21 protein-coding genes, 1 tRNA gene and 1 pseudogene are annotated in these 24,229 nt (G+C 74.7%); 8 read left to right on the plus strand and 15 right to left on the minus strand.

Annotated features, from left to right (window positions below; genetic code table 11):
* Positions 1–113 precede the first annotated feature (113 nt).
* From RCG67_RS06740 to RCG67_RS06750, 3 genes are read left to right on the plus strand one after another with little or no spacing between them, the layout of a single operon-like run.
* Complete coding sequence (locus RCG67_RS06740) at positions 114–266, plus strand: hypothetical protein (protein WP_368825398.1); 153 nt, start codon at positions 114–116, stop codon at positions 264–266.
* Positions 253–666, plus strand: a complete 414-nt coding sequence (locus RCG67_RS06745; RefSeq protein ID WP_368825399.1) for a hypothetical protein — start codon at positions 253–255, stop codon at positions 664–666. Before RCG67_RS06740 ends, RCG67_RS06745 begins: the two co-directional genes overlap by 14 nt.
* Positions 663–1,460: a hypothetical protein gene (locus RCG67_RS06750; protein WP_368825400.1), complete on the plus strand. Its 798-nt coding sequence runs from the start codon at positions 663–665 to the stop codon at positions 1,458–1,460. Before RCG67_RS06745 ends, RCG67_RS06750 begins: the two co-directional genes overlap by 4 nt.
* Here the strand turns inward: RCG67_RS06750 and RCG67_RS06755 are convergent.
* The 3 genes from RCG67_RS06755 to glgA all read right to left on the minus strand — a co-directional run bounded on the left by RCG67_RS06755 (position 1,447) and on the right by glgA (position 4,031).
* Positions 1,447–2,208, minus strand: a complete 762-nt coding sequence (locus RCG67_RS06755; RefSeq protein WP_368825401.1) for a site-specific integrase — start codon at positions 2,206–2,208, stop codon at positions 1,447–1,449. The genes RCG67_RS06750 and RCG67_RS06755 overlap by 14 nt on opposite strands.
* A 102-nt stretch (positions 2,209–2,310) precedes the next feature.
* Positions 2,311–2,396: transfer RNA gene (locus tag RCG67_RS06760), tRNA-Leu, on the minus strand.
* 441 nt (positions 2,397–2,837) lie between these two features.
* The gene (gene glgA, locus RCG67_RS06765) at positions 2,838–4,031 is read right to left on the minus strand and encodes a glycogen synthase (RefSeq protein ID WP_058874990.1); all 1,194 of its coding nucleotides are present in this window, start codon (positions 4,029–4,031) and stop codon (positions 2,838–2,840) included.
* Positions 4,032–4,243: 212 nt separating this feature from the next.
* Here glgA and glgC point away from each other — a divergent pair, with 212 nt between their 5' ends.
* The 3 genes from glgC to RCG67_RS06780 all read left to right on the plus strand — a co-directional run bounded on the left by glgC (position 4,244) and on the right by RCG67_RS06780 (position 8,017).
* Positions 4,244–5,488 (plus strand): glucose-1-phosphate adenylyltransferase, encoded by a 1,245-nt coding sequence (glgC, locus tag RCG67_RS06770; RefSeq protein ID WP_368825402.1) that lies wholly within the window; start codon positions 4,244–4,246, stop codon positions 5,486–5,488.
* Positions 5,489–5,845: 357 nt separating this feature from the next.
* The gene (locus RCG67_RS06775) at positions 5,846–7,198 is read left to right on the plus strand and encodes a hypothetical protein (protein WP_368825403.1); all 1,353 of its coding nucleotides are present in this window, start codon (positions 5,846–5,848) and stop codon (positions 7,196–7,198) included.
* A gap of 117 nt (positions 7,199–7,315) precedes the next feature.
* A complete protein-coding gene (locus RCG67_RS06780; protein ID WP_368825562.1) occupies positions 7,316–8,017 on the plus strand; it encodes a class E sortase in 702 nt (233 codons plus the stop codon).
* Here the strand turns inward: RCG67_RS06780 and RCG67_RS06785 are convergent.
* The 3 genes from RCG67_RS06785 to RCG67_RS06795 are packed head-to-tail and all read right to left on the minus strand — an operon-like array spanning position 8,001 to position 11,436.
* Positions 8,001–8,855, minus strand: coding sequence for a transglutaminase family protein (locus RCG67_RS06785; RefSeq protein ID WP_368825404.1), 855 nt, complete (start codon positions 8,853–8,855; stop codon positions 8,001–8,003). The genes RCG67_RS06780 and RCG67_RS06785 overlap by 17 nt on opposite strands.
* Entirely contained in the window at positions 8,852–9,778 is a 927-nt protein-coding gene (locus RCG67_RS06790) for an alpha-E domain-containing protein (protein ID WP_058874995.1), read from the minus strand. The genes RCG67_RS06785 and RCG67_RS06790 overlap by 4 nt, the downstream gene beginning before the upstream one ends.
* Positions 9,772–11,436 (minus strand): circularly permuted type 2 ATP-grasp protein, encoded by a 1,665-nt coding sequence (locus tag RCG67_RS06795; RefSeq protein ID WP_368825405.1) that lies wholly within the window; start codon positions 11,434–11,436, stop codon positions 9,772–9,774. Before RCG67_RS06795 ends, RCG67_RS06790 begins: the two co-directional genes overlap by 7 nt.
* A gap of 246 nt (positions 11,437–11,682) precedes the next feature.
* Between RCG67_RS06795 and RCG67_RS06800 the strand changes: the two genes are divergently transcribed.
* The gene (locus tag RCG67_RS06800) at positions 11,683–12,567 is read left to right on the plus strand and encodes a glycosyltransferase family 2 protein (protein ID WP_368825406.1); all 885 of its coding nucleotides are present in this window, start codon (positions 11,683–11,685) and stop codon (positions 12,565–12,567) included.
* A complete protein-coding gene (locus tag RCG67_RS06805; RefSeq protein ID WP_368825407.1) occupies positions 12,564–13,490 on the plus strand; it encodes a glycosyltransferase family 2 protein in 927 nt (308 codons plus the stop codon). Before RCG67_RS06800 ends, RCG67_RS06805 begins: the two co-directional genes overlap by 4 nt.
* Positions 13,491–13,519: 29 nt before the next feature.
* On the opposite strand, the gene RCG67_RS06810 is transcribed toward RCG67_RS06805, so the two are convergent.
* From RCG67_RS06810 to RCG67_RS06845, 9 genes and pseudogenes are all read right to left on the minus strand, one after another.
* Positions 13,520–14,536 carry a UDP-glucuronic acid decarboxylase family protein gene (locus RCG67_RS06810; RefSeq protein ID WP_058874998.1) on the minus strand — a complete coding sequence of 339 codons (1,017 nt, stop codon included), beginning with the start codon at positions 14,534–14,536 and terminating at the stop codon, positions 13,520–13,522.
* Positions 14,537–14,618: 82 nt separating this feature from the next.
* Positions 14,619–15,641, minus strand: a complete 1,023-nt coding sequence (locus RCG67_RS06815) for a glycosyltransferase family 9 protein (RefSeq protein ID WP_368825408.1) — start codon at positions 15,639–15,641, stop codon at positions 14,619–14,621.
* On the minus strand, positions 15,631–17,037 hold the full coding sequence (locus RCG67_RS06820; RefSeq protein WP_368825409.1) for a PfkB family carbohydrate kinase: 1,407 nt from the start codon (positions 17,035–17,037) through the stop codon (positions 15,631–15,633). The genes RCG67_RS06815 and RCG67_RS06820 overlap by 11 nt, the downstream gene beginning before the upstream one ends.
* On the minus strand, positions 17,034–17,594 hold the full coding sequence (locus RCG67_RS17615; protein WP_438612647.1) for a D-sedoheptulose-7-phosphate isomerase: 561 nt from the start codon (positions 17,592–17,594) through the stop codon (positions 17,034–17,036). Before RCG67_RS17615 ends, RCG67_RS06820 begins: the two co-directional genes overlap by 4 nt.
* A gap of 111 nt (positions 17,595–17,705) precedes the next feature.
* A pseudogene (locus RCG67_RS17620) lies at positions 17,706–18,884 on the minus strand (glycosyltransferase); the annotation flags it as partial.
* Positions 18,881–19,840, minus strand: coding sequence for a glycosyltransferase (locus RCG67_RS06830; protein WP_368825411.1), 960 nt, complete (start codon positions 19,838–19,840; stop codon positions 18,881–18,883). The gene RCG67_RS06830 and the pseudogene RCG67_RS17620, both read right to left, overlap by 4 nt.
* Positions 19,828–20,931, minus strand: coding sequence for a glycosyltransferase family 9 protein (locus RCG67_RS06835; RefSeq protein WP_368825412.1), 1,104 nt, complete (start codon positions 20,929–20,931; stop codon positions 19,828–19,830). The genes RCG67_RS06830 and RCG67_RS06835 overlap by 13 nt, the downstream gene beginning before the upstream one ends.
* Before the next feature lie 2 nt (positions 20,932–20,933).
* The gene (locus tag RCG67_RS06840) at positions 20,934–22,586 is read right to left on the minus strand and encodes an HAD-IIIA family hydrolase (protein ID WP_368825413.1); all 1,653 of its coding nucleotides are present in this window, start codon (positions 22,584–22,586) and stop codon (positions 20,934–20,936) included.
* Entirely contained in the window at positions 22,583–24,220 is a 1,638-nt protein-coding gene (locus RCG67_RS06845; protein WP_368825414.1) for a carbamoyltransferase family protein, read from the minus strand. The genes RCG67_RS06840 and RCG67_RS06845 overlap by 4 nt, the downstream gene beginning before the upstream one ends.
* Positions 24,221–24,229: the final 9 nt, after the last annotated feature.

The raw sequence follows: 24,229 nt of genomic DNA on the forward strand, positions 1-24,229 counted from the left end.
TCGAAGCGTCCCCGCTGCTGGGACCGGGAATCCTCACGATCGTCCTGCTCTCTCTGGCCGGGACCGCGGGCCCGGTGCTGCGTGGACACGAGGTGCTCCCCTCCCGTATTCGGGTGGCACGACTCGTTTGGGTCGCAGTGCTCCTCGCCGCGGTGCCCGTCGTGCTCACCGAGACGGCCGGCGGCCTGCACGGGTTCATCATCGTCGTCGGCCTCGTCTTCGTGGCCGCTGCCACGCTTCTGCGAGCGCGTCGTGCAGCATTCTGAACAGCCGGAAGGGCGTGACCGCCGAAAGGTGGAGCGCGTTCCGCCGCCACCGGCCCGCCAGGACAGCGACAAGATCTTCGTCGTGTTCATCGTGGCGGTGCTGGCGCTGGTCACCATGGCCATGGTAGAGGTCCAATTCATTGCCCTGATCCACGAGGGTGCCACCAACGCCTGCGTCTCCCCTCCCGCCGGCTTCGGCACCCTGTATCCCACCGGCACCGCCGAGTTCTCGGTCCTTCCGCCACGCCTGATCTGTCACTACCGGGTGCGCGCCGACCCGGGGACCACGGTGGCGGACGACATGTACGGCGGTGGCACGACGGCTTTCTGGGTCTGCACCACGGTGCTCGTCGCGTGTGCTGCCAGCGGGTTCATCCTGCGCCGAGGTGCGAACCGATGACCCGTCGACGCATCTTCAAGGAGGACGCCTGGAGCTCCCTGGCCCCGCACCAGAAGGGCCTGCTCATCGGGCTCGGGATCGGTGTGGCCCTCTGGGCGTTCACCGGGACGCTGTCGTGGATCGCCGCCGGCGTCGGACTCGGTTCTGGCCTTGGACTTCTCCTGGGCCGGCGCCGGGCGCACAACCAGAGGCCGGCCCCCACGCCTGTCCTGAGACTGCCCACGACCCCACCGCCGCGTCGCACGCCCTCGCCCCGGGTGCTGACCGAGGACCAGCGCGAGTCCAGCCTGTACGCGGCCGCCTGGTTCAACGGCACCCGGATGGCCGAAGGCAGGACCGACCGCGCCGGGGCGCTGAAACACATGCGAGAGACCATCGGCGGCTTTCCGCCCGAGCGCTACGAGACCCAGCTGGACGCTACCCTGTCCGGCATCGAGGAGGCCAAGGCCAGGGTGGCCGCTCGCCGCGCCAAGGACATCGCCGAGGCCCGTCTGCTGGATGCGCTCAACGCCGTCTTCGAGCTGCACTACTTCAACTGCCGGTTCTCCGGCCACATCGGGGAGTACGGGCTGGGTCCGATCAACCTCTCTGAGGCGTTGGGAGACCTGTTCGACCGCGAGCAGATCGACGAGGCGGTCAAGCGCTCCGACGCCCTCATCGGAGAAGGCTGGAGCTGCGCGTACTACCCCGACGACAACGGCCGGCAGGTCCAGCAGCTGCGCGAGCACCACCCCGGCTTCACCGACGCCCACCTCCACCAGGCCGCCGACTGGGGCTACTTCATGAATCGATGACCCGGTCGCTCGCCGGGGCGCGTCCGCACACCTGGACGCCATGACGACCCGGACGCCCGCCGCGCCCGACTACCCGCTGATCCGCCCCGACCAGCTCGGCGACCCCGCCCGGGTCCTCTACTCCCAGCTGGGGCGTCCCGTATCCCGCCGCGCGGCACCGAGCTGCGCGGAGGACTACCCCGAACTCGTCACAGAGCTGGTCGACGCCGGCCTGGGCACCACCGACTGGCAGGGGCGCCTGGAGCACGTCGCGATCCACACGCACTGCACCCGTGCCACCGGCCCCGTGGACGTCCTGGTCGTCGTTCGCCAGGCCGACCTGTCCGACCCCGGCCACCGCGGCACCCTGATTGCAGCCATCGAAGGCGCGACCACGAGGTGGCGCACCGACCGCGCGGTGCCGGAACTGACGATCCGCGCACCACGCCACGGCCACCGACTCCTCCCACTCCACCTGCCAGCTGTTCACCGCCGACGTCGTGCTGCCGCAGCTGCTCGAGGCCCGCGACGCGACCTCCCTGTGGGGCGTGACGTGGCAGCGGGAACGCGGGGACTTCGGCGTGCCGATCTGCTCATCGTTGGCGGTCCGTTTCCACGCGCGGCTGATACGGAGAGTCGAGTGGTCGTCGGCTGTTGTGACATCGACTGGGCGCAGGGCCGTGGCTCCGGCGTAGCGCAGCCCCGAGTGGGCCAGCAGGTGGATCAAGCCTGACCAGCGCGGATCGATGCTCTCCGCGATGGTGCGCACCTCTTGCTTGCGATGGCGATGACAAGAGCCCCGCCGTCGACAGGATTCTTATTCCTGTCAACGACGGGGCTGCCGTCTTCGGCCTGACCGGGCCGTTCTCTGTGCGCGAGGGGGGACTTGAACCCCCACCCTCTAATACGAGGACTAGCACCTCAAGCTAGCGCGTCTGCCTATTCCGCCACCCGCGCGAGTGGATCCAGGTGGAACGTCGTGCCGTTTCCGGCCGCTCTCCCTGAACGCAACAGAAAATAAGTTACCACATGCGGGCCCGCGGTTCACATCGGCGCGGCTCCCGGGCCGCCGGCGGGGCGGCGCCGAAAAAAAAGATGAAAACTCGTCGGTAGGTGCGTTCCCGGCTTCCGCCACGACCCGGCATGCGGTTGAATGTGTCCTGAGCATCTCCTGGATTGTCCAGCTGACCTGGGACGATGCTCGCTCGGGAGAAGCGTCCGAGCCGCCGGGGTGCCCCCGTCCCCGCCGGCGACGCAGGCTCTCGGGGTGGCCGGGGACCCCCCTCACCTGTGCCGGCGGCGGCCGCCGCCGCCCCGTGCTCCCACGGGCCCACGGTGGCCGCCGCCTCTCCCGCGCGGCGCCGCCGGCCACGCTGGCCGCCGGTGCCGCGCGGGACTTCACAGCACGGAGCGGTAGACCTCCACGGTCCGCTCGGCGATGGACTCCCACGCGAAGTGCTCCTCGGCGCGGCGCCGGCCGGCGGCGCCCATCGCCCGGGCGCGCTCCGGGTCGGAGACCACCTCGGTCAGTGCGGCCGCGAAGTCGGCCACGAACTTCTCCGGGTCCACCGGAGTGCCGGTGCCGTCCTGGGCCTGCTCGATCTCGACCAGCCGCCCGGTCTCGCCGTCGACGACGACCTCGGGGATGCCGCCCGTGGCGGAGGCGACCACGGCGGTGCCGCAGGCCATGGCCTCGAGGTTGACGATCCCGAGCGGCTCGTAGACGGACGGGCAGGCGAACGCCGTGGCCCCGGAGAGGATCTGGACGATCTCGCGGCGCGGCAGCATCTTCTCGATGAGCACCACCCCGGACCGGGTGGCCCTGAGGTCGTCGATGAGCGCGTTGACCTCGGCGCCGAGCTCCGGGGTGTCGGCGGCGCCGGCACACAGCACCAGCTGCACGTCCTCGGGCAGCCGGGCCGCGGCGCGCAGCAGGAACGGCACGCCCTTCTGCCGGGTGACGCGGCCCACGAACGCCACGGAGGGCCTGGCGGGGTCGATGCCGTAGGACTCGAGCACGTCGGTGTTCTCATCGCGCACCCACTGGCTGACGTCGATGCCGTTGTGCACGGTCCGGACCCGGTCGGGATCGACGTCCGGGTAGGACCGCAGGATGTCCTGGCGCATCCCGTCGGAGACGGCGATGATCGCCGCGGCCGACTCGTAGGCGGTCTTCTCCACGAAGGAGGACACCGCGTACCCGCCGCCGAGCTGCTCGGCCTTCCAGGGCCGCAGGGGCTCCAGGGAGTGGGCGGAGAGCACGTGCGGGATGCCGTGCATCAGCGATGCGAGGTGCCCGGCCATGTTGGCGTACCAGGTGTGGGAGTGCACCAGGTCGGCGCCGGCGATGTCGCCGACCATGGCGAGGTCCACCCCCAGCGTCTGGATCGCCGCGTTGGCGTCGGCCAGTTCCGCGGGCACGGGGTACGCCTGGACCTCGACGCCGTTGACCCGTGGTTCACGCGGAGCGCCGAAGCACCGCACCCTCAGGTCGACGAGCGGGGCCAGGACCCGCGAGAGCTCGGACACGTGGACTCCGGCGCCGCCGTAGATCTCGGGCGGGAACTCCTTGGACAAGATATCTGCTCGCACGGTTCCGAGCGTACTGCAGGAACACCCCGCCGCCACGGGGAACCTGCCGCCGGGGACGCCACGCCGTGCGCGGGGTGACACATCCCGACTCCTGTGCGGTCGGTCACCCCCCTTCGCGGCTGTTAAGACACAATGAAGGCGCCTGTCGAGTGGTTCCGCGCCGCGAGGCGGAGTTGTTGCGCCCGATTGCCGAAGAAGTCAGAGAGGTTCCCATGCCGCACCGTAAGAAGGTACTCGCGATCGTCCTGGCCGGAGGCGAGGGCAAGCGCCTGATGCCGCTCACCGAGGACCGGGCCAAGCCCGCGGTGCCCTTCGCGGGCGGCTACCGGCTCATCGACTTCGCGCTGTCCAACATCGTGAACTCGGGCTACCTCCAGGTCGTGGTGCTCACCCAGTACAAGTCCCACTCCCTGGACCAGCACGTCTCGCAGACCTGGCGCCTGTCCACCCAGCTGGGCAACTACGTGGCGACCGTCCCGGCGCAGCAGCGACGGGGCAAGGAGTGGTTCCTGGGCTCCGCCAACGCCATCTTCCAGTCGATGAACCTCATCGACGACGCGAAGCCCGACATCGTGGTGGTGGTCGGCGCCGACCACGTGTACCGGATGGACTTCTCGGCGATGGTCGACTTCCACATCGAGTCCGGGGCCCGCGCCACCGTGGCCGGCGTGCGCCAGCCGATGGAGATGGTGACGTCCTTCGGCGTGATCGAGACGGACCCCGACGACGTCACCAGGATCACCCGGTTCGTCGAGAAGCCCGAGAGCACCGCGCCCCTCCCGGACGACCCCAACGCGTTCTTCGCGTCGATGGGCAACTACGTCTTCGACACCGACGCGCTCATCGAGGCCCTGCGGGCCGACGAGTCGAAGGAGGGCACCAGCCACGACATGGGCGGCGACATCATGCCCTGGTTCGCGGACCGCGGCGAGGCGGCCGTCTACGACTTCACGAACAACGACGTCCCGGGCTCCACCGAGCGGGACCGGCAGTACTGGCGGGACGTCGGCACCCTGGACTCGTACTACGACTCCCACATGGACCTGATCCGCCCGCTGCCGGTGTTCAACCTGTACAACTACGCCTGGCCGCTCTACACCCACGAGATCCAGGCGCCGCCGGCCAAGCTGGTGCGCGGCCCGCGGGGCGAGGGCGGGATCGCCACGGACTCCATCCTCTCTCGCGGCGTCCTCGTCACGGGCGGGCGCGTGAGCGAGTCGATCCTCTCCCCCAAGGTCCTCGTGCACAACGACGCCACCGTCAACCAGTCCATCCTGCTGCCCAACGTGGAGGTCGGCGAGGGCGCCGTCGTGGAGCGGTGCATCCTCGACAAGAACGTGGTGGTGCCCCCCGGTGTGAAGGTCGGGGTGGACGCGGAGCAGGACCGGGCCCGGGGCCTGACGGTGACGCCCTCCGGGCTCACGGTGGCCCCGAAGAACTTCCGCTTCGAGAGCTGACCGCTCCGGCCCCCGAAAGCCGGCGTTCGACGGCGTCACCGCACCGCGTCCCCCGTGGTGCGGTGACGCCGTCTCTTCGCGGCCCGTCACATCCCGGGCGCCGAGAGCACCGAGGCCGCACACTTCCGGGGACACGGCCCGCACCAGCGGACCAGAACGAGGGACAGGAATCGATCCCGGTCCGGGCACCCGAATTCACCGGAACGGCGTCCCCCCAGGTCAGAGGCACAGCATCCGCCATCGACAGCACGGGGGACAGCGCAGATCCGAGGCACTTCTGCCTACATGCAATGTCATGTGATTTCCCTACGGTGAGAACCGATCCAGAACACCGTCTCTCACCCCTCGGAGATCACCATGAACCCCTCCCTCCGCCGAGCGCTGCTCGTCGCCCCCACCGCCACCGCCCTGACCTTCTGCGGCTTCACGGGTGCTCTTGCCACCGATCTGGGCCCCGGACCCGGACAGCGGATCGTACCGGCCTCCGCCTCCGCAGCGCCGGCCCCGTGGACGACGACGGCTGCAGGCAACGGCACCCAGGGCAACGGCGGCCAGGGCTCCGACGGCGCCACTCCCGGCAACGGCCACAACGGCAACGGCACCCAGGGCAACGACGGCCAGGGCTCCGACGGCGCCACTCCCGGCAACGGCCACAACGGCAACGGCACCCAGGGCAACGACGGCCAGGGCTCCGACGGCGCCACTCCCGGCAACGGCCACAACGGCAACGGCACCCAGGGCAACGACGGCCAGGGCTCCGACGGCGCCACTCCCGGCAACGGCCACAACGGCAACGGCACCCAGGGCAACGGCGGCCAGGGCTCCGACGGCGCCACTCCCGGCAACGGCCACAACGGCAACGGCACCCAGGGCTCCGTCGGCACCGACCCCGGTGAGGGACACCACGGCACCGATGGGCACGATTCCGACGGCACGGCCCCCGGCACCGACCACGAGGGCTCCGACGGACAGGGCAACGACGGTCAGGACACCGGTGGAGCGACCCCTGACGACGGAGGCCACGGCAACAACGGCCAGGGCAACGACGGCGCCACTCCCGGCAACGGCCACAACGGCAACGGCACCCAAGGCTCCGACCGCACCCACCCCGGTGAGGGACACCACAGCACCCATGGGCACGATTCCGACGGCACTGCCCCCGGTACCGACCACGAGGGCTCCCACGGACAGGGCAACGACGGCCAGGGCAACGACGGCCAGGACGACGGTGGCCGGGGCTCAGAAGGTGCCACGCCCGGCAGCGGCACCAACGGACCCGTGTCTGCGCCCCTCCCGCCGGACCGGGATACCGTCCCTGCGCCGACCCCCCTCGCCCCGTTGCCGACCCCCACGTCTCCCGGCGTCGAGGACTCCGGCCCCCGGTCGCCGAGGCCGGTGCACCCTGTAGTGCCGGCGGACGCGGACCTGCGTCCGGCCGGCTCGGTCCGTGCCCACGTGGTCCCGCCGGCGCACCAGGAGACCGCCGATGACCGGCCCTCGGCCGCACCGGGCGTCCCGGTCGCAGCCACCGCCGCCACGAGCTCGCCGGCGACCGGTCTCGCGCTGTCCGTCTCCGACCCCGTCCGGGTTCCGGCTGCCCAGCCGGACTCCTTGGCCTACACGGGCGTGCCCGGCGGCGTGCTGCCGGCGGGTGGGCTCGGCGCGCTGCTCCTCGTGCTGGGTGCGGCCCTGCGCCGCAGGCGGGCCTGAGGCGGCACCGTGCCGTCGATCCCGGACACCGCCCTCCGCGGTCCGGACGCACGCGTCCGGACCGCAGGCCTCCGTGCCGCGGGAGGACGTCGCCGCGCCGTAGGACCGGTCGTGCTGATGGCCTTGGGGATGGCGCTGCTGCTCGTGCCGGTGTGGCATCTGTGGGGGACGGACCTCGTGGCCGCACAGGCCCAGGAACGGGCGGTGCTGGCGATGAGCGACCGGCTCGAGCAGGCGGGATCCGCCCCCGGGACGGAGGCCGGCGGCGGCGGAGCAGGGACGCCCCCGGTGACGGCGCGGCCACCGTACGGGCAGCTGATCGGCCTCGTCTACGTCCCGCGGTTCGGTGACGACTACGCCCGGCCCCTGGCGGAGGGAACGGACCCCGGCGTGCTCGACACCCTGGGACTGGGGCACTACCCGTCCACCGCGATGCCGGGCGAACCCGGCAACTTCGCGATCGCCGGCCACCGGCAGTCCAAGGGGAAGGCGCTCGACCTGGTGCACACCCTGCGGCCCGGCGACCGCATCCACGTGCGCACGGCCGAGGCCTACTACACGTACTCCTACCGGAGCGGCGAGGTGGTGGCCCCGGACGAGACACGTGTCCTGGCCCCCGCTGCCGGTGCCGGAAGCCGGATCCTCACGCTCACCACGTGCCACCCGCGCTGGGGAGCCACCGAGCGCTTCGTCGGCCGCGCCGAGCTGACGTCCTGGCGCCCGGCGTCCGCCGGCCCTCCGGCCGAGATCGCCGCGGCGGTGGCCGGGGACCGGGTCCGAGGGGAGCCCGCCGGGCACCGCGTCAGGCGGTCTGGGTGACCTCGACCTGGACCTGCAGCCCCGAGGTGCCCCCGCCCCCGGTGACCATGCCCTTCAGCGGGGTGACGTCGGTGTAGTCGCGGCCGCGGGCCACCGTGACGTGGAAGTCGGTGAGCTGCGTGTGGTTGGTCGGGTCGTAGGCGTACCAGCGGTCGTTCCACCACTCGACCCACGCGTGGGACTCCCCCGGCACGGTCGTGCCGATGCCCGCCTCGTAGTCCGGGTGCAGGTAGCCGGAGACGTAGCGGGCGGGGATGCCGATGTGCCGCATCATGCCGAGGGCCACGTGCGCGAGGTCTTGGCACACGCCCTTGGCCTCCCGCCAGGCGGCCTCCGCGTCCGTGTGGACGCCGGTGACCCCCGGGACGTACTGCATGTGCGTGGCGATGCCGCGGAAGATCGCGGCGGCCGCCGCCGCCGGATCGGCGGCCTCGCGGCGGATCTCCTCGGCGATCTTCTCGAGCTCGGGCCCCAGCCGGGTGAGCGGGGTCTGCGGCACGAAGTCGGAGACCGCGTCCAGGACCTCGGGGGTGGCCAGCTCCTCCCAGCTCAGCCCGTCCGCGACCTCGTCGCCGGGGCGCCGGTGCACCTCCACCGTGGCCGAGGAGCGGACCTCCAGGTGCCGGTGCCGGCCCTGGATGTCGAAGGCCGCGACCCGGGTGCCCCAGTAGTCCCGGTAGTTGCTGACCGTGGCGATCCCCGGGCTCAGCGTGAGCTCCGCCTCGAGCACGACCTGCTCGTCGTCCGTGAGGGGGGTCATCCGGGCCTCGTTGTAGGACTTGGAGACGTTGTCGTTGTAGTCGTAGCGGGTGACGTGGTCGATCTTGAGCCGGGTCACAGCATGCCTCCGAACCAGGACGCCTCGACGGCGTGCGAGAAGTACTTGGTGCTCACGGCCTCCGACGCGTTGGCGCACGCGGCCTGGACGTTGTTCAGGTGCTCGGGCAGCACCGCGATGAGGTCCAGCGCGTGGTGGAACTCCAGGGACGTGCGGGCCTCGCCGATGATGCGGCGGGCGTCGTCCTTGAAGCCGACCCGTTGCAGACCGGGCTCCAGGCCCACGAGGATCTCCTCCGCCGTGGTGAGGGCGTGCAGGATCGAGCGCGGGAAGAGCCGGTCCAGGAGCAGGAACTCGGTCGCGGACTCGTCGCTGAACGTGCCGTACCGGGTGCGCAGGAAGGCCTCGTACCCGCCGGCGCAGTGCAGGATCGACACCCACGACATGCCGGACGTGGACGTCGACCGGGTCCACAGCAGCCGGGACGTCATGTCGGCCCGCTCGATCGCCGCGCCCAGGGACAGGAACATCCAGGACTCGTCGTGGGACATGGTCATCTGGATCTGTCCCCGCACGGTCGCCATCCGCTCGATGGTCCAGTGGCAGACGCGGAAGGTGCCGACGACGTCGCGGCGGTGCTGGCCCAGTCCGTAGTAGGTGGAGTTCAGCGACTCCCACATGGCCGAGGACACGGTCTCCCGGGCGCGGCGGGCGTTCTCGCGGGCGGCGTGCAGGGAGCCCGAGATGGAGGTCAGGCAGTCCTTGTTCCACGCGAGCTCGTGGATCAGCGACCGGACGCTGTGGTCGCCGTCCCCGGGCTCCACGCCCATCACCGCCATGATGCGGCGCACCTCGGCCTCCTGCTCGCCCACGGGCAGCTGCGTGATGCGCTCCAGGTGCACGTCGAGGATCCGCGCGACCCCGTCGGCCCGTTCCACGTAGCGGCCGATCCAGAACAGGGACTCGGCAATACGGCTCAGCATGTGGGCCCCTCTCCGGTGCGGGTCGCGTCGGTGGTGGATGCGGTGGTGGACGGGGCCGTGCTCCCGGCGGCGCGGGGAGCAGTCACGGCCTGCTGCTGCTGCTGCTGCTGTCCGGTGTCGCCCTCGTCCTGCCAGGACGCGGAGACCGGCCACGTGTGCACCGAGGAGTCGACGTCCTGGGGCGGGGCCTGGCCGGGGTCGAGGTCCTGGGTCTGCGGCTGGCCGAGCACCCAGGTGTCCTTCGAGCCGCCGCCCTGCGAGGAGTTGACGATCAGCGATCCCTTCTGCATGGCCACGCGGGTCAGCCCGCCGGGCAGCACGTAGACCTCGTCGCCGCTGTTCACCGCGAAGGGCCGCAGGTCCACGTGCCGGGGGCTGAACCCGCCCTCCGCGAAGGTGGGCACCGTGGACAGCTGCAGCACCGGCTGGGCGATCCACCCGCGCGGGTCCGCGAGCACCTTCGCCCGCAGCTCCTGGAGCTCCGCCTCGGTGGCCTGGGGGCCGATCACCAGCCCCTTGCCGCCGGAGCCGTCCACGGGCTTGACCACGAGGTCCTCCAGGTGCTCGAGGACGTACGCCCGGGCGTCGTCCTCCTCGAGCCGGTAGGTGTCCACGTTGGGCAGCACCGGCTCCTCGTCGAGGTAGTACCGGATGAGGTCGGGGACGTAGGAGTAGGTGAGCTTGTCGTCGGCCACGCCGTTGCCGATCGCGTTGGCGATGGTCACGTTGCCGGCCCGTGCCGCGTTGACCAGCCCCGAGCAGCCCAGCGCGGAGTCCGAGCGGAAGTGCAGCGGGTCGACGAACTCGTCGTCGATGCGCTTGTAGATCACGTCCACGCGCTGCTCGCCGTCGGTGGTCCGCATGTAGACCTTGTCGCCGCGGACCACGAGGTCGCGGCCCTCCACGAGCTCCACCCCCATGAGCCCGGCCAGCAGGGTGTGCTCGAAGTAGGCCGAGTTGAACACCCCCGGGGTGAGGACCACCACCGTGGGGTCCTCCGCCGCCTCCGGGGCCGTCGCCCGCAGCGCCTTGTACAGGTGCCGGGGATAGGCCTCCACGGCGCGGATCGGCTGCGACATGAACGCCTCCGGCAGGCCCTTGGTCATGGCCCGCCGGTTCTCGATCACGTAGGAGACCCCGGAGGGCACGCGCACGTTGTCCTCGAGGACCCGGAACACGCCCGCCTGGTCCCGGACCACGTCGATGCCCGCCACGTGGATCCGCACCCCGCCCGGGGGCCGGAAGCCCCACACGGCCCGGTGGAAGTGGGCCGAGGAGGTGATCAGCGCCTTCGGCACGATCCCGTCGGCCACCACCCGCTGCTCCCCGTAGACGTCGTCGAGGAAGCACTCCAGGGCGCGGACCCGCTGCTTGACCCCGCGCTCGATGACGTCCCACTCACCGGCGGTGATCACCCGCGGCACGATGTCCAGCGGGAAGGGCCGCTCCTCCCCCGCGAAGTCGAAGGTCACCCCCCGGTCCAGGAAGGACCGGGCCATGGAGTCGGCGCGGGTGTTGACGTCGCTGAGCGAGAGGTCGTCCAGCACCCCGCCCACCTGGTCGTAGCCGGGCCGGATCCCCTGGTCCGCCGTGAACATCTCGTCGTAGGCCGCCGCCACGGCCATGTCGGTGGCGTAGTTCTCGAACAGGTCGGACATGTCGGGCGATCACAGGCCTTTCGGGGTCGTGACGGGCAGGACGTGCTGTACGTGCTGTACGTGCAGTGTGGACGCGCCGTGTTTCGCAGCGGTAACCCGGATGCCGAGGTCCCTCCCGATTGTGCCACGCGCGGTGCGCCGGACGGCGGGAGGACGTGCCCCTACGATGGGAGGGCGTGTCCGCCCGGAGGCGGGCACGCGGCCGCGTCCGCCACCTGGACACGGAGGATTCGACGGAAGGACGCGATGGACGCCCCGGACCCCCAGCACCGTGTCACGGTGGTCGTGGCCACCCGCAACCGCCGGGAGGAGCTCGTGGCGCACCTGGGCCGGCACGAGGGGCCCGTCATCGTCGTGGACAACGCCTCCACGGACGGCTCCGCGGAGGCGGTGCGCGCCGCCCACCCGCGGGTGCAGGTGGTCGAGCTGCCCCGCAACGTCGGGGCCGTGGCCCGGACCGTGGGCGTCCGGATCGCCCGCACGCCCTACGTGGCCTTCGCCGACGACGACTCGTGGTGGGCGCCCGGGGCGCTCGCCCGCGCCGCGGCCGTCTTCGACGCCCACCCCCGGCTGGGCCTGGTCGCCGGGTCCATCGCCGTGGGCCCCGAGGAGCGCCCGGATCCCCTCAACGCCGTGCTCGCGGCGTCCCCGCTGGGCATCCCGACCGGCTCGCCCGGCCCGGCGCTGCTCGGCTTCGTGGGCTGCGGGGCGATCGTGCGGCGCTCGGCGTTCCTGGCGGCCGGCGGCTTCGACGACGTCGTGCGCTTCCCCGGTGAGGAGGAGCGCCTCGCCCTCGACCTGTTCGACGCCGGGTGGCGGCTGTCCTACGTCCCGGAGATCCGCGCCCACCACCACCCCTCGCCGCGGCGGGGCTCGGACGGCCGCCGGCAGGCCGAGCTCGTCCGCAGCCGCCTGCTGACCGCGCTGATGCGCCGTCCCCTGCGGGTGGTGGCGCACGAGGCGCTGGGCGCCCTGCGCGGGGGCCGCACCGGGCGCCGCGGGCTGCTCGGCGCCCTCCCCCGCGTGCCGGCCGCGCTGCGCGCCCGGCACCGGGTGTCCCCGACCACGGAGGCCGCGCTCGCCCTGCTGCACGGCCCCACCGACCCGACCGCACCCGAGGAGAGCCCGTGACCGACACCGCTTCCACCCCCGCGCCCGCCCCCGACGAGCGCGTGGCGGTCGTGATGATCACCCACAACCGCCGGGACGAGGCCCTGCTGGCCCTGGCCCGGCTGCGGGAGCTCCCCGAACGACCGCACGTGGTGGTCGTCGACAACGGCTCCGAGGACGGCACCGCGGACGCGGTCCGGGCGCGCCACCCCTGGGCGGAGCTCGTCGCGAGCCCCGTCAACCTCGGCGCCGTGGGCCGCAACGTGGCCCTGGAGCGCGTGCACACACCGTTCGTGGCCTTCTGCGACGACGACACGTGGTGGGAGCCCGGGTCCCTGCGCCGGGCGGCCGACGCGCTGGAGGCCCACCCGCGGCTGGGCGTGGTCACGGGGAAGATCCTGGTGGAGCCCGGGTCCCGCGAGGACGCGATCAACGCGGAGCTGCTCCACTCGCCCGTCGAGGGCCCCACGTGGCTGCCCGGCCCCGCCCTGGGCAGCTTCCTGGCGGGGGCGTCCGTGGTCCGCCGGACGGCCTTCCTCGAGGTGGGCGGGTTCAGCGAGCGGCTGTGGCTCGGCGGCGAGGAGGAGCTGCTGGCCGCGGATCTCGCGACCGCGGGCTGGGAGCTCGTGCACCTGCCCGACGTGGTCGTCCACCACCAGGCCTCGACGGTCCGGGACCCGCACCTGCGGCGCCGCCACGGGCTGCGCAACACGCTGTGGTTCATCTGGCTGCGTCGGCCGCTGCGCGCGGCCCTGCGCCGAACCCGGGACGTCGTGGGCGCGGCCCCCCGGGACCGGGTCACGGCCCTGGCCCTGCTCGACGCCCTGCGCGGGGCGCCGTGGGTGCTGCGCGAGCGGCGCCCCCTGCCCGAGCGCGTCGAGCGGCGGTTCCTGGCCCTGGAGGAGTCGCAGCGCAGCAGCGCAGCCCGGCGCTACGTCAGCTGACCGGACCGCCGCGGCCGGCGGCGGGCCGGTCAGCGGGAGCGCACGGCGGCGCCCGGCTGGGGCAGGCCCGCCCCCTCGCGGAACCACTCGACCGTGTGCGCCAGCCCCTCCGTCCACGGGACCTCCGGGGCCCAGCCGAGGACCTCGGTCGCGAGCGTGGTGTCCGGGCGGCGCACCATGGGGTCGTCGACAGGACGCTCGACGAACTCCAGGCCCGAGGAGGAGCCGGTCGCCGCGATGACGTCGCGGGCGATCTGCAGCACGGACAGCTCGTGCGGGTTGCCGATGTTCATGGGGCCGCTGTGCCCGCTGCCGGCCAGGGCCAGAATGCCGCGGACGAGGTCGGAGACGTAGCAGACGGAGCGGGTCTGGGCGCCGTCCCCGGCCACGGTGAGCGGCTCCCCCGCCAGGGCCTGGCGGATGAACGTGGGGATCGCACGGCCGTCGAAGGGCCGCATCCGGGGGCCGAAGGTGTTGAAGATCCGCACGATCGCGGTGTCCACCCCGTGCTCGGCGCGGTAGGCGACGGTCAGGGCCTCGGCGAAGCGCTTGGCCTCGTCGTAGACCCCTCGCGGGCCCACCGGGTTGACGTGGCCCCAGTAGCTCTCGGGCTGCGGGTGGACCTGCGGGTCGCCGTACACCTCGGACGTTGAGGCCAGCACGAACCGGGCCCCCTTGTCCTTGGCGAGCCCCAGGGCGTGGTGGGTGCCGATCGAGCCGACCTTCAGGGTGTGGATGGGCAGCTTCAGGTAGTCGATCGGGGACGCCGGGGACGCGAAGTGCAGCACGAGGTCCACGTCCCCGGGGACGTGCACGTAGTCGGTGACGTCGCACTGGACGAGCCGGAACCCGGGATCCCCCACGAGGTGCTCGATGTTGGCCGCGGAGCCCGTGAGGAAGTTGTCGAGGCAGACCACCTCCACCTCCCGGCGGCGCAGCTCGGTGCACAGGTGGCTGCCCAGGAAGCCGGCCCCGCCGGTGACGACGGCGCGGCGGATCGGACGGGCGGCGCCCGCGGTGGCGGTCGCGTCGGTCGTGGGGTTCACGGTGCTCCTCTGGGTCGAAGGACGGGGATCGGTGGGCAGGTCTCGGGAGACCGGGAGGACGGGGTGGCCGGGCGGGCGGTCGTCAGGTGCGGGAGGCGCCCAGCTGGGCCCGGGCCGCGGTCAGCACCTCCGCCGGGGTGACGGCGGCGAGCCGGGCGTCGAGGCGGTCCGCGTGGGGGTCGCCCCACGACCGGGCGGCCGGGTCGCCGTGCCACAGCACGGTGTGCAGACCGGGGTCCACGGCGGGCCCCCACCACGCGGGCGGCGTGGGGCCGAAGAGCACCACGGAGCGCACGGCCAGGGCGGTGGCCACGTGGGCCACGCCGGTGTCGGCGCTGAGCACCACGGCGGCCGCACCGACGGTGCGGGCCAGGCCGTCCAGGTCCAGCGCACCGCACCGGTTCTCCGCGGCGTCGATCCCGGCGACGACGGCGGCGGCGAGCTCCGCCTCGGCCGGGGAGCCGGTCACCACGATCCGGTGCCCGTCCGCGGCCAGGGCCGCGGCGACCTCCCGCCAGCGCTCGGCGGGCCAGCGCCGTGCGGCGGAGGCGGCGCCCGGGTGGATCAGCACGGGAGCGTCCCCGGGGGCCGGTCGGTGGGGGCGCAGGCGCAGGTCCTCGGGGCCGCACGGGCCCCCGGCCCCGGTGACCAGGCGGCACCAGCGGTGCACCTCGTGCTCGTCCCGCCGCCACGCCGGGCCGTCGTGGCCGGCCTCCGGCGCGGCGAAGCCGACGAGCCGCTCGGGCCGGGAGGCCAGGAGCAGCTCGTGGCTGCGCGGCCCGCGCCCGTGCAGGTTCACGGCCACGTGGCCGCCGGCGGTGGGCGGCAGCGGCACGAGCCCGGGGACCGGGAGCACGCCGTCCACCACGCCGAGCCCGGCCAGCCACGCGCCCACCGCGGACGGCGCCGCGAGCACGAGCCGGTGCCCGGGCAGCATCCGGCGCACGCCCCGCAGCGGGGCCACGGCCGTCAGGGCGTCCCCGAGCCCGAGCGCCCGCAGCACGAGCACGTCGCCCGGGCCGACCGTCGCCGGGTCCACGGTCCACCGGCCCGGCTCCGTCCCGGCGGGAGGAGCGGCCGCGGCGGTGGCCGGCTCAGCGCTCACGGCCGGCCTTCTGCAGGATCGCGGTGGTCGAGCGCCCCGACAGGTAGGGCAGGACCGTGACGCGCCCGCCCCAGCCGCGCACGTCGACGGCCTCGGGCAGCTGCTCCGGGGTGTAGTCCCCGCCCTTGACCCACACGTCGGGGCGCAGGAGGTTGAGGGCCGCGCGGGGGTCGTCCTCGTCGAAGAGCACGACGGCGTCGACGCTGCGCAGGGCGCCCAGCACCCGGGCGCGGTCGGCCTCGCCGACCACGGGCCGGCCCGGGCCCTTGAGCCGGCGCACGGAGGCGTCCGAGTTCAGGAGCACCACGAGGGCGTCGCCGAGCCGCCGCGCGGCGTCGAGGGAGGCGATGTGCCCGGCGTGCAGGACGTCGAAGCACCCTCCGGTGGCCACCACGGTCCCGCCGCGGCCGCGCACCTCGCCCAGCAGCTCCTGCACCTCCCGGGGCAGCCGCTCGGCGCCCGGGTGCAGGGCCGGGCGGGCGTGCACGCCGGCGGCGCGGCGCGTGCGCCAGGTGGCCGCCCCGCCGGAGGCCACCCACTGTCCCGCGGCCTCGACGGCGGTCTCCACGGCGGCGGTCACGTCGGTGCCGCCGCCGAGAGCGAGGACCGCCGCGGAGGCGAACCGGTCCCCGGCGCCGCAGGGGTCGGTGTTCTGCACGGGCGCGGCGGGAACCCGCTCGGTGCCGGTGGTCGTGGCCAGGTAGGCGCCGTCCGCGCCGGCCGTGACGGCCACGGCCCGGGCGTCCCAGTGCCGGCGCAGCGCGCCGGCGAGCTCCCGGGGGGACGCGGGGCCCTCGAGGGCGGCCGCGGCCTCGGCGGCGTTCGGGGTGACGAGCGTGCACCCGGGCACCGGGGGCCCGCCGCGCGGGTGGGGATCCCACACCACCACACCGGTGCGGGCGTGCTCCTCGAGCGCGGCGCGCACGGCGGGATCGCGGGTGACGCCTCCCCCGTAGTCGGAGACCAGCACGGCGTCCGCGCCGGCGAGGACCGCGGCCACGTGCGCGGCCGAGACGCCCACCGGGGTGCCCGGCCCGCCCTCGTCCACGCGCACCAGGGTCTGGCCCGAGCTGCGGATCCGCGTCTTGGTGCGGGTCCCGCCCTCGTGCCCCAGCCGCTCCAGGGCGACCTCGCCGAGGGCGCCGGCCAGCTCCCGGCCGGCGTCGTCGTCCGCGGCGGGGGCCAGGAGGGTCACGGTGACCGCCGCCGGCCCGGCGCCGACGGACGGCGGGTCCGCGCACAGCAGCGCCGCCAGGCCCGCCCCGCCGGGGCTGGCGAACACGGCGTCGACGTCCACCACGGGCACCGGCGCGTCGGGGCTCAGGCGGGTCGAGGTGCCCGAGACGTCCCGGTCCAGCAGGGCGTCGCCGACCACGACGACGTGCGGGGCGCTCACGCGGCCCCCGCCCGGACGGCCGTGCGGACGGGCGTCCCGGCCTCGACGGGCGCCGCGGACCCGGCGGACGGGGCGAGCCGGGCGTCCACGGCGGCGCAGACCGCGTGCAGCAGCATGAGGTGGACCTCCTGGATCACCGAGGTGCTGGGCGCGGCCACGGTCAGGGACTCGTCCGCCCGCTCGGTCAGCGGATTGGGACCGGGACCGGTGAGCGCCCACACGTGCAGGCCGTGCTCCCGCGCCCGTTCCGCCGCGGCCAGGACGTTGGGGCTGCGCCCGCTGGTGGAGAGCACCACGAGCACGTCGCCGGCCCGGCCGTGGGCCTGGACCTGGCGGGCGAAGACCTCCTCCACGCCGTAGTCGTTGACGATGGCGGTCAGGCTCGAGGTCTCGGCGGACAGGCACACGGCGGACAGCGGCCGGCGGTCGTCGACGAAGCGGCCGACGAGCTCCGCGGTGAAGTGCTGGGCCTCCGCGGCGCTGCCGCCGTTGCCCACGGCGAGCACGCGCCCGCCGTCCGTGAGGAGCCCGGCGAGCCGGGCGCCCCACCGGTCCACGACGTCGGCGTGCTGGGCGGCGTCCCGGGCGGCGACGGCCAGCTCGTCCAGGTGGCTGCCGAGCCAGCGCTCGGTCTGCCCGAGCAGCGGCGGGTGCTCCCGGCGGTGCCGGGCGACGACGCGGGCGTAGGAGCGCTCCGTCTCCTGGGCCACGCGCCGCCAGCCGAAGAGCCGCTCCACGCGCTCGCGCCCGGCGCGACCCATGCGGGCCGCCAGCTCGGGGTCCCCGAGGAGGGTGCCGAGGGCGGCCGCCGTCGCCGGGACGTCCCGCGGGGGGACGTGCAGACCGGTCACGCCGTCCTCGATGCTGTCGAGCAGCCCGCCCACGGCGCTGCCCACCACGGGGCGGGCGCACGCCATCGCCTCGAGCGGGACCATGCCGAAGGGCTCGTACCAGGGGGTGCAGGCGACGACGTCCGCGGTGCCGAGCAGCGCGGCGGCGTCGTCGTGGTCGACCCGGCCGCGGAGCTCGACCCGGTCCGCGACCCCGAGCTCCCGGGCCAGCGCCCGCAGCCGCAGGGCCTCGGGGTCGCGGTCCAGCTCGGCGCGGTCGGGCCCGCCCGCCACGACGAGCTCCGCGTCCGGCAGCTCGGCCAGGGCGCGCACGACGACGTCCACGCCCTTGCGCTCCACCAGCCGGCCGAGCGCCACGATCCGGGGCCGCCGCCCGCCGGCGGCCGGCGGGGCGGGGACGAAGGCGTCGAGGTCCACGCCGCACGGGACCACGTCGATCCGCGAGGGATCGCCCCCGAGGGCGAGGAGCTCGGCCCGCTCGTCCCGGCACGTGGCCAGCACCAGGTCGGCCGCCGCGACCAGCTCGTTCTCGGCGGCGAGCCGGCCGGTGGGGCTGGTGTCGGCCGCGCCCTGGTGCCGGCGCTTGACGGCCCCGAGCGCGTGGAAGGTCTGCACCACCGGGATCTGCATCGTCCCGGCGGCCCGGCGGGCCGCGAGCCCGGACATCCAGAAGTGGGCGTGCACGAGGTCGGGGGCGCCGTCGCGCGCCCACTCGCGCGCGAGCCAGCGGCCGAACTCGTCCATGTACGGGGCGAGGTCGTCCTTGGGCAGGAGGCTCGGGGGTCCCGCGGGGACGTGGACCACCCGGGCCCCGGGGGCGAGCTCGACCACGTCGGGGAGCCCGGCGTCGTCGCGGCGGGTGTAGACCACCACGTCGTGGCCCAGCAGGGCGAGTCCCTCGGCCAGGGCGGCCACGTAGACGTTCTGTCCCCCGGCGTCGACCCCGCCGAGCGCGGCCAGGGGGCTGGCGTGCTCGGAGACCATTGCGATTCTCATGCTGTCACCTTCTCCAGGACGCGGTCCCACTCCGCGAGGAAGCGGTCCGCACCGTAGTGTCTCAGGGCGTGCTCACGGGCGGCGGTGCCCGCGGCGGACGCCGCGTCGGGGTCGTTCAGCCAGTGCCGGGCCCGGGCGGCGAGCTCCTCCGGATCGTTGGAGAGCAGCCCCGCCCCGGGCGGCACCGCCCGCGGCGCCTCGGTGGTGGAGAGCCCGAGCACCGGCATCCCGATGGTCATCGCCTCCAGCAGCGCGAGCCCCAGGCTCGTCCACCGGTAGGGGTGGAAGTAGGCCCGGTGCCCGCCGAGGGCCGCGTGCAGCTTCTCCTGAGGATAGTTCTCGTGCAACCGCCCGGCCATGTGGGGCGCGTGCTCGGCCAGCCGGTCCATCCCCATGCCGTAGACGTCCACGGGCAGCTCCTCGGCCAGGGCGGTCAGCAGGTCGGTGCCGGCGACGCGCCCGCGCCGCACGGGCTCGTTGACCACGGCGGCCAGGCTGGCGGTGCGCCCGGTGTAGAGCGGGCCGGGGTCCAGGACGCCGTGCTCCACGACCTCGGTGGGCGCGAGCCCGTTGTCCCACATCAGCCGGTTGAAGTGCGTCACGTGCACCACGGGCACGTCGGAGCGCTCGGCCAGGGGGTGGCGGGTGGCCACGGCGGGCCCGCGCGGGGTGTCGTGCTCCACGTAGACCGCCGGGACGTCGGTCCCCGCCCGGCGCCCGGTCCACCGCTCGAGCAGCTCGAGCTCGTGGGGGCGCTGGAGGAGGACCACGTCGAACTCTTCGTCCGCCAGCTCATCGGGCGTACGCTCCACGGCGGCGGCCGGCCAGTCCCAGGTCTCGGCGCGGCCCCGGCCGTCGGGGCCGCGGTCGGGCAGCACGGGCAGCAGGTAGGTGTGGGGACCGTGCACGAACGATGTCGTCCACGACCCGTGGACGTGCCAGGTCAGGATGCGCACCCGGGTCCTCCTTGCGGTTCGGGAACAGTGGCGGGGATGCCCCGTGCGCCGGCCGTCAGCTCCTCGACGGCGGCGAGGACCGCCGCCGGGGAGACGGAGCCCAGGCACGGGTGGCCGGGCACGGGGCAGTCGCGCGCGCGGGAGCCGCGGCACGCCGCGCCCTGGTCCCCGAGCAGCACGACGGGCACGCCGTAGGGCGCCCACCGCTCGGGCGGCACCACCGGGGAGAAGAGGGAGACGACCGGGGTGCCGACGGCGGCGGCGAGGTGCGCGGGACCGGTGTTGCCCACGACGACGCACGCGGCGGCGTCCAGCACGGCGGCCAGGCCCGGCAGGTCGGTCCGGCCGGCGAGGTCCAGCACCGTGCCCCCGGGCGCCGCGGCCCGTGCCGCGGCACTGGCCGCGGCGGTGAGCTCGCGCTCCCCCGGTCCGCCCGTGAGGACGACGGCGCGCCCGGCGTCCGCGAGTCCCGCCGCGAGGGACCCGGCGTGCTCGGCGGTGAGCCCGCGCGAGGGGACGGAGGCCCCCGGGTGCAGGACCACCCAGCCCGGTGGCAGCGCCGCCACCTCCGCGGGCACGGGCGGGAGCGGGCGGCGCACGGCCAGGCGCAGCTGCTGCTCCGCGGGCCGCGGGGCGCCGGCCGCGACCGCGACCTCCACGGCCGCCTCGACCTCGTGGCCGCCGCCGGGCGGGTCCGCGCGGCGGTGCCGGACGTCCAGCAGCGACCCGGGATAGTCCTCGCTGGTGGCCACGACCCGCTCGATCCCGGCGAGCCGGGCCAGCAGGGCCATGGGCAGGGAGCTCTGGTGGAAGGAGGTGAAGACCACGGCGAGGTCGTAGCCGCGGGCGGCGAGGTCGTCGACCAGGGCCGAGGTCGCCTCCCGGTCCACGGGCGGGGGGCGGAAGCCCGACCACGGCGCCGAGTACTCGAGGACCTCGGCCACGTCCGGCAGCAGCCGGGCGGCGGCGGCCCCCGCCGGGGAGGCCAGCAGGTCCACGGGGTTCCCCGTCCGGGCCAGGGCCCGGACCGCGGGCCCGGTCAGCAGGACGTCCCCGTCCGAGTCGAGGCGGACGGCCAGGGTGCGTCCCACGCTCAGCCCCGGGCCCCGGCCGCCGCGGCCGGTGCCGGGCGGGCGGCGGGGCGGGCCTCCGTCCCCGCACCGGCGCCGGGGGCCAGCACGGCGGCGACGGCCTCGCGCAGGGTCCCGGCCACGGCCGGGGCCGCCGCGACCTCCTCCTCGCGGGTCACCGGGGTGGGGACCAGGACGCTGCGCGCGCCGGCCGCCTGGGCGGCCTCGACGTCGGCGCCGATGTCGCCGATCAGCACGCACTCGGACGGGGCCACCCCGAGCTCCGCGGCGGCCGCGAGCACCATGCCGGGCCGGGGCTTGCGGCACGCGCAGTCCTGCTCGGGGGCGTGCGGGCACAGCTGCCAGGTGTCGAAGGGTCCGAGGAGCTCGGTCACCCGGGCGTTGACGGCGTCGACCTGCGCGCGGGTCAGCAGGCCGCGGCCGATCCCGGACTGGTTGGACACCACGCCCACCCGCAGGCCGGCCGCGCGCACGGCGTCGACGGCCTCCCGGGCCCCGGGGACGAGCTCGACCGCGTCCGGGTCGCCGTTGTAGGGGACGTCGTGGACCAGGGTGCCGTCCCGGTCGAAGAGCACCGCGCGCACCGGGACGGGCCAGGGCCCGGTGCCCCGGTGCCGCCACCAGCCCCGCGCCTTGTGCCGCACGGCGGCCACCGGGATGGCGACGCTGGTGCGGAGCATGCGGCCGAGCTCGGGCCGGAACTCGGGGTCGCCCGGGCGGGGACCCGGGACCGTGCGCAGCAGCACGAACCGCCCGGTCAGCCAGCCCCACGCCGCGGCCCCGGCACCGGCCGCGGCCAGCGCGGCGCGCCGGACGGACCGGTGGCCCAGGACCGTGGCGGTGAGCGCCGCGCCGGCACCCGCGCCCGCCGTGCCCAGGGCGGCGACCGTCGCGGCGTGCCACCGGAAGCCGCCCGGCGGGGCCTCCGCCGCGCGGCGCCAGTCCGGCCCGTGCAGGCGGCGCATCAGGGCGTCGTCGGCGTTGCCGGCCTGCACGCGCAGGCTCACGAGGTCGTCGGCGGGACGCACGGGGTGGGTGATCCGGCGCTGTCCGCGCACCAGCTGCCATCCGGCCCGGCGCACGCGCAGCGCGAGGTCGGCGTCCTCCCGGTAGGCCCGCGGGAAGCGCTCGTCGAAGCCGTCGACGGCCTCGAGGGCGGCGACACGGTAGGCCATGTCCGCCGTCGCCCAGTCGGCGTCCTCGAGGGACGCGGTGTTGCGCTCCCAGTCCGTGGGCCGGCGGTGGCCCGGCAGGGGGACCTCGATCCGGCCCTGGGTCGCGCCGACCTCGGGCCCGCAGGCGGCGAGGTCCCCGGCGAGGCGCTGGGCCCAGCCGGCGGGCAGCTCCACGTCGTCGTCGAGGAAGGCGATCCACTGCGCCCCGGAGCGGCGGGCGGCGCGCCAGCCGCGGTTGCGCGCGGCGGCCGGACCGCGGCCGTGGCCGCGGACGGTGCGCACGGTCCAGGCCACGGTGTCCGGCACGCTGGGCCGCAGGGGCTCCACGTCGCCGGGCCGGTCGTCGACCACGACGACCTCGAGCGGGCCGGGGTGGTCCGCGTCGACGTCCTGGGCGGAGAGCGTGTCCAGGAGCCACTGGAGGGTCGGCCGCCCCACCGAGGGGACGACGACGGCGTAGGTCCCGGGCGCGGCCGTCACTTGGCCTCCTGGAAGAAGGCGGCGCGGCGGACCAGGTGCGGGCCGAGCACGAGCGCGGCCACCGGGGCGGAGCCGAAGAGCTCGAGGGCGTCGCGCGGGTCGTCGACCATGGGCCGCCCGGCGGTGTTGAGGGAGGTGTTGACGACGACGGGCACGCCGGTGCGCTCGTCGAAGGCGCGCAGCAGCGCGGCGATCCCGGCGTTGTCCTCGTCGGTGACCGTCTGGATCCGGGCGGTGCCGTCCACGTGGGTCACGGTGGGGATCCGCTCGCGCCACTCGGGGGCCACGTCGTGCACGAAGAGCATGAAGGGACTGGGCAGGGGTCCGCCGCTGAAGATCTCCGCGGCGCGCTCCTCGAGGACCATGGGCGCCACCGGCCGGAACTGCTCGCGGCCCTTCACGTCGTTGAGCCGCTCGAGGTTCTCGGCGCGCATCGGGTTGGCGATCAGGGAGCGGCGGCCCAGGGCCCGGGGGCCGAACTCGCTGCGGCCGTCGAACCAGGCGATCACGCCGTCGTCCGCGAGGATGTCGGCGACCTCGCCGGCGAGGTCCTCCGGGGTGCTGAAGGGCACCTGCGCGGTCCTCAGCCACTGCGCGAGCTCCTCGCCGGACCAGCTCCGGCCGAGGGCCGCCGTGGGCTGGGGAGCGCCGAGGTCCCCGGCCTCCTGGGCCAGGTGCAGGGCGGCGCCGAGCGCGGTCCCGGAGTCCCCGGAGGCGGGCTGGACCCAGACCTCCTCGAAGGGCGTCTCGCGCCAGATCCTGGAGTTCGCCACGCAGTTCAGCGCCGTGCCTCCGGCCATCGTCAGGACCGTGTCCCCGGTCTGCTCGTGCAGCCAGGTGGCCAGGTCCACCAGGACCTCCTCGACCACGGCCTGGACCGAGGCGGCGAGGTCGGCGTGGTCGCCGCCCCACGTGCCGTCGTCGATCCGGCGGGGTGCGAAGCGGGTCCAGTCGGGCGCCTGGGCGCAGAAGCCGCCGTCGCCCTTGGCGCGGACGATCTCGCGCAGCTCGGGCAGGAAGCGGGGCTGCCCGTAGGAGGCCAGGGCCATGACCTTGAACTCGTCGCTCGAGCGCAGGAAGCCCAGGTGGTCGGTGAGGGACTCGTAGAGCAGGCCGAGGGACTCGGGCAGCGCCTGGCGGTGCAGGATCTCCAGCTCGCCGTCCCGGTACCGGCCGGCCAGGTGCGAGTGCGCCTCGCCGCGGCCGTCGACCACCAGGACGCTGCTCGTGCGCGCGGGGGCGGCGAGGCCGGCGGAGGCGGCGTGGGCCACGTGGTGCTCGACGAAGCGGACCTTCTCCCGGTCCAGCCCGGGCAGGGCCTCGGCGAGGAACCCGGGGGCCCGCCGGGCGTAGTCCACGCGCACCGGGTCGTACGGGTCGTCGGGCATCTCGGCGGCGATGGCGGGGTCGAAGGAGTAGCCCACGGCGTCGAGGTCGGCCGGCGTCAGCCCGGCCTCGGCGAGGCACCAGCGCATCGCCTGCTCGGGCAGCTCCCAGGCCGAGAACGGCACGGGACGCTTGCCGTGCTTGCGGCGGGAGAAGCGCTCCTCCTCCGCCGCTGCCACCACTCTGCCGTCCACGACGAGAGCCGCCGCGGGGTCGTGAAAAATCGCGTTGACGCCCAGGTAGTTCATGGATCGGAG

Origin of the sequence: Kocuria cellulosilytica (genome assembly GCF_040981245.1) — a bacterium.
GTDB classification, from domain to species: domain Bacteria; phylum Actinomycetota; class Actinomycetes; order Actinomycetales; family Micrococcaceae; genus Kocuria; species Kocuria cellulosilytica.

Bases quoted from the DNA above. Each gene is read 5' to 3' on its own strand.
- RCG67_RS06750 (WP_368825400.1), top strand. From the start codon at position 663: ATGACCCGTCGACGCATCTTCAAGGAGGACGCCTGGAGCTCCCTGGCC.
- glgC (WP_368825402.1), top strand. From the start codon at position 4,244: ATGCCGCACCGTAAGAAGGTACTCGCGATCGTCCTGGCCGGAGGCGAG.
- RCG67_RS06775 (WP_368825403.1), top strand. From the start codon at position 5,846: ATGAACCCCTCCCTCCGCCGAGCGCTGCTCGTCGCCCCCACCGCCACC.
- RCG67_RS06780 (WP_368825562.1), top strand. From the start codon at position 7,316: ATGGCCTTGGGGATGGCGCTGCTGCTCGTGCCGGTGTGGCATCTGTGG.
- RCG67_RS06790 (WP_058874995.1), bottom strand. From the start codon at position 9,778: ATGCTGAGCCGTATTGCCGAGTCCCTGTTCTGGATCGGCCGCTACGTG.
- RCG67_RS06795 (WP_368825405.1), bottom strand. From the start codon at position 11,436: ATGTCCGACCTGTTCGAGAACTACGCCACCGACATGGCCGTGGCGGCG.
- RCG67_RS06800 (WP_368825406.1), top strand. From the start codon at position 11,683: ATGGACGCCCCGGACCCCCAGCACCGTGTCACGGTGGTCGTGGCCACC.
- RCG67_RS06845 (WP_368825414.1), bottom strand. From the start codon at position 24,220: ATGAACTACCTGGGCGTCAACGCGATTTTTCACGACCCCGCGGCGGCT.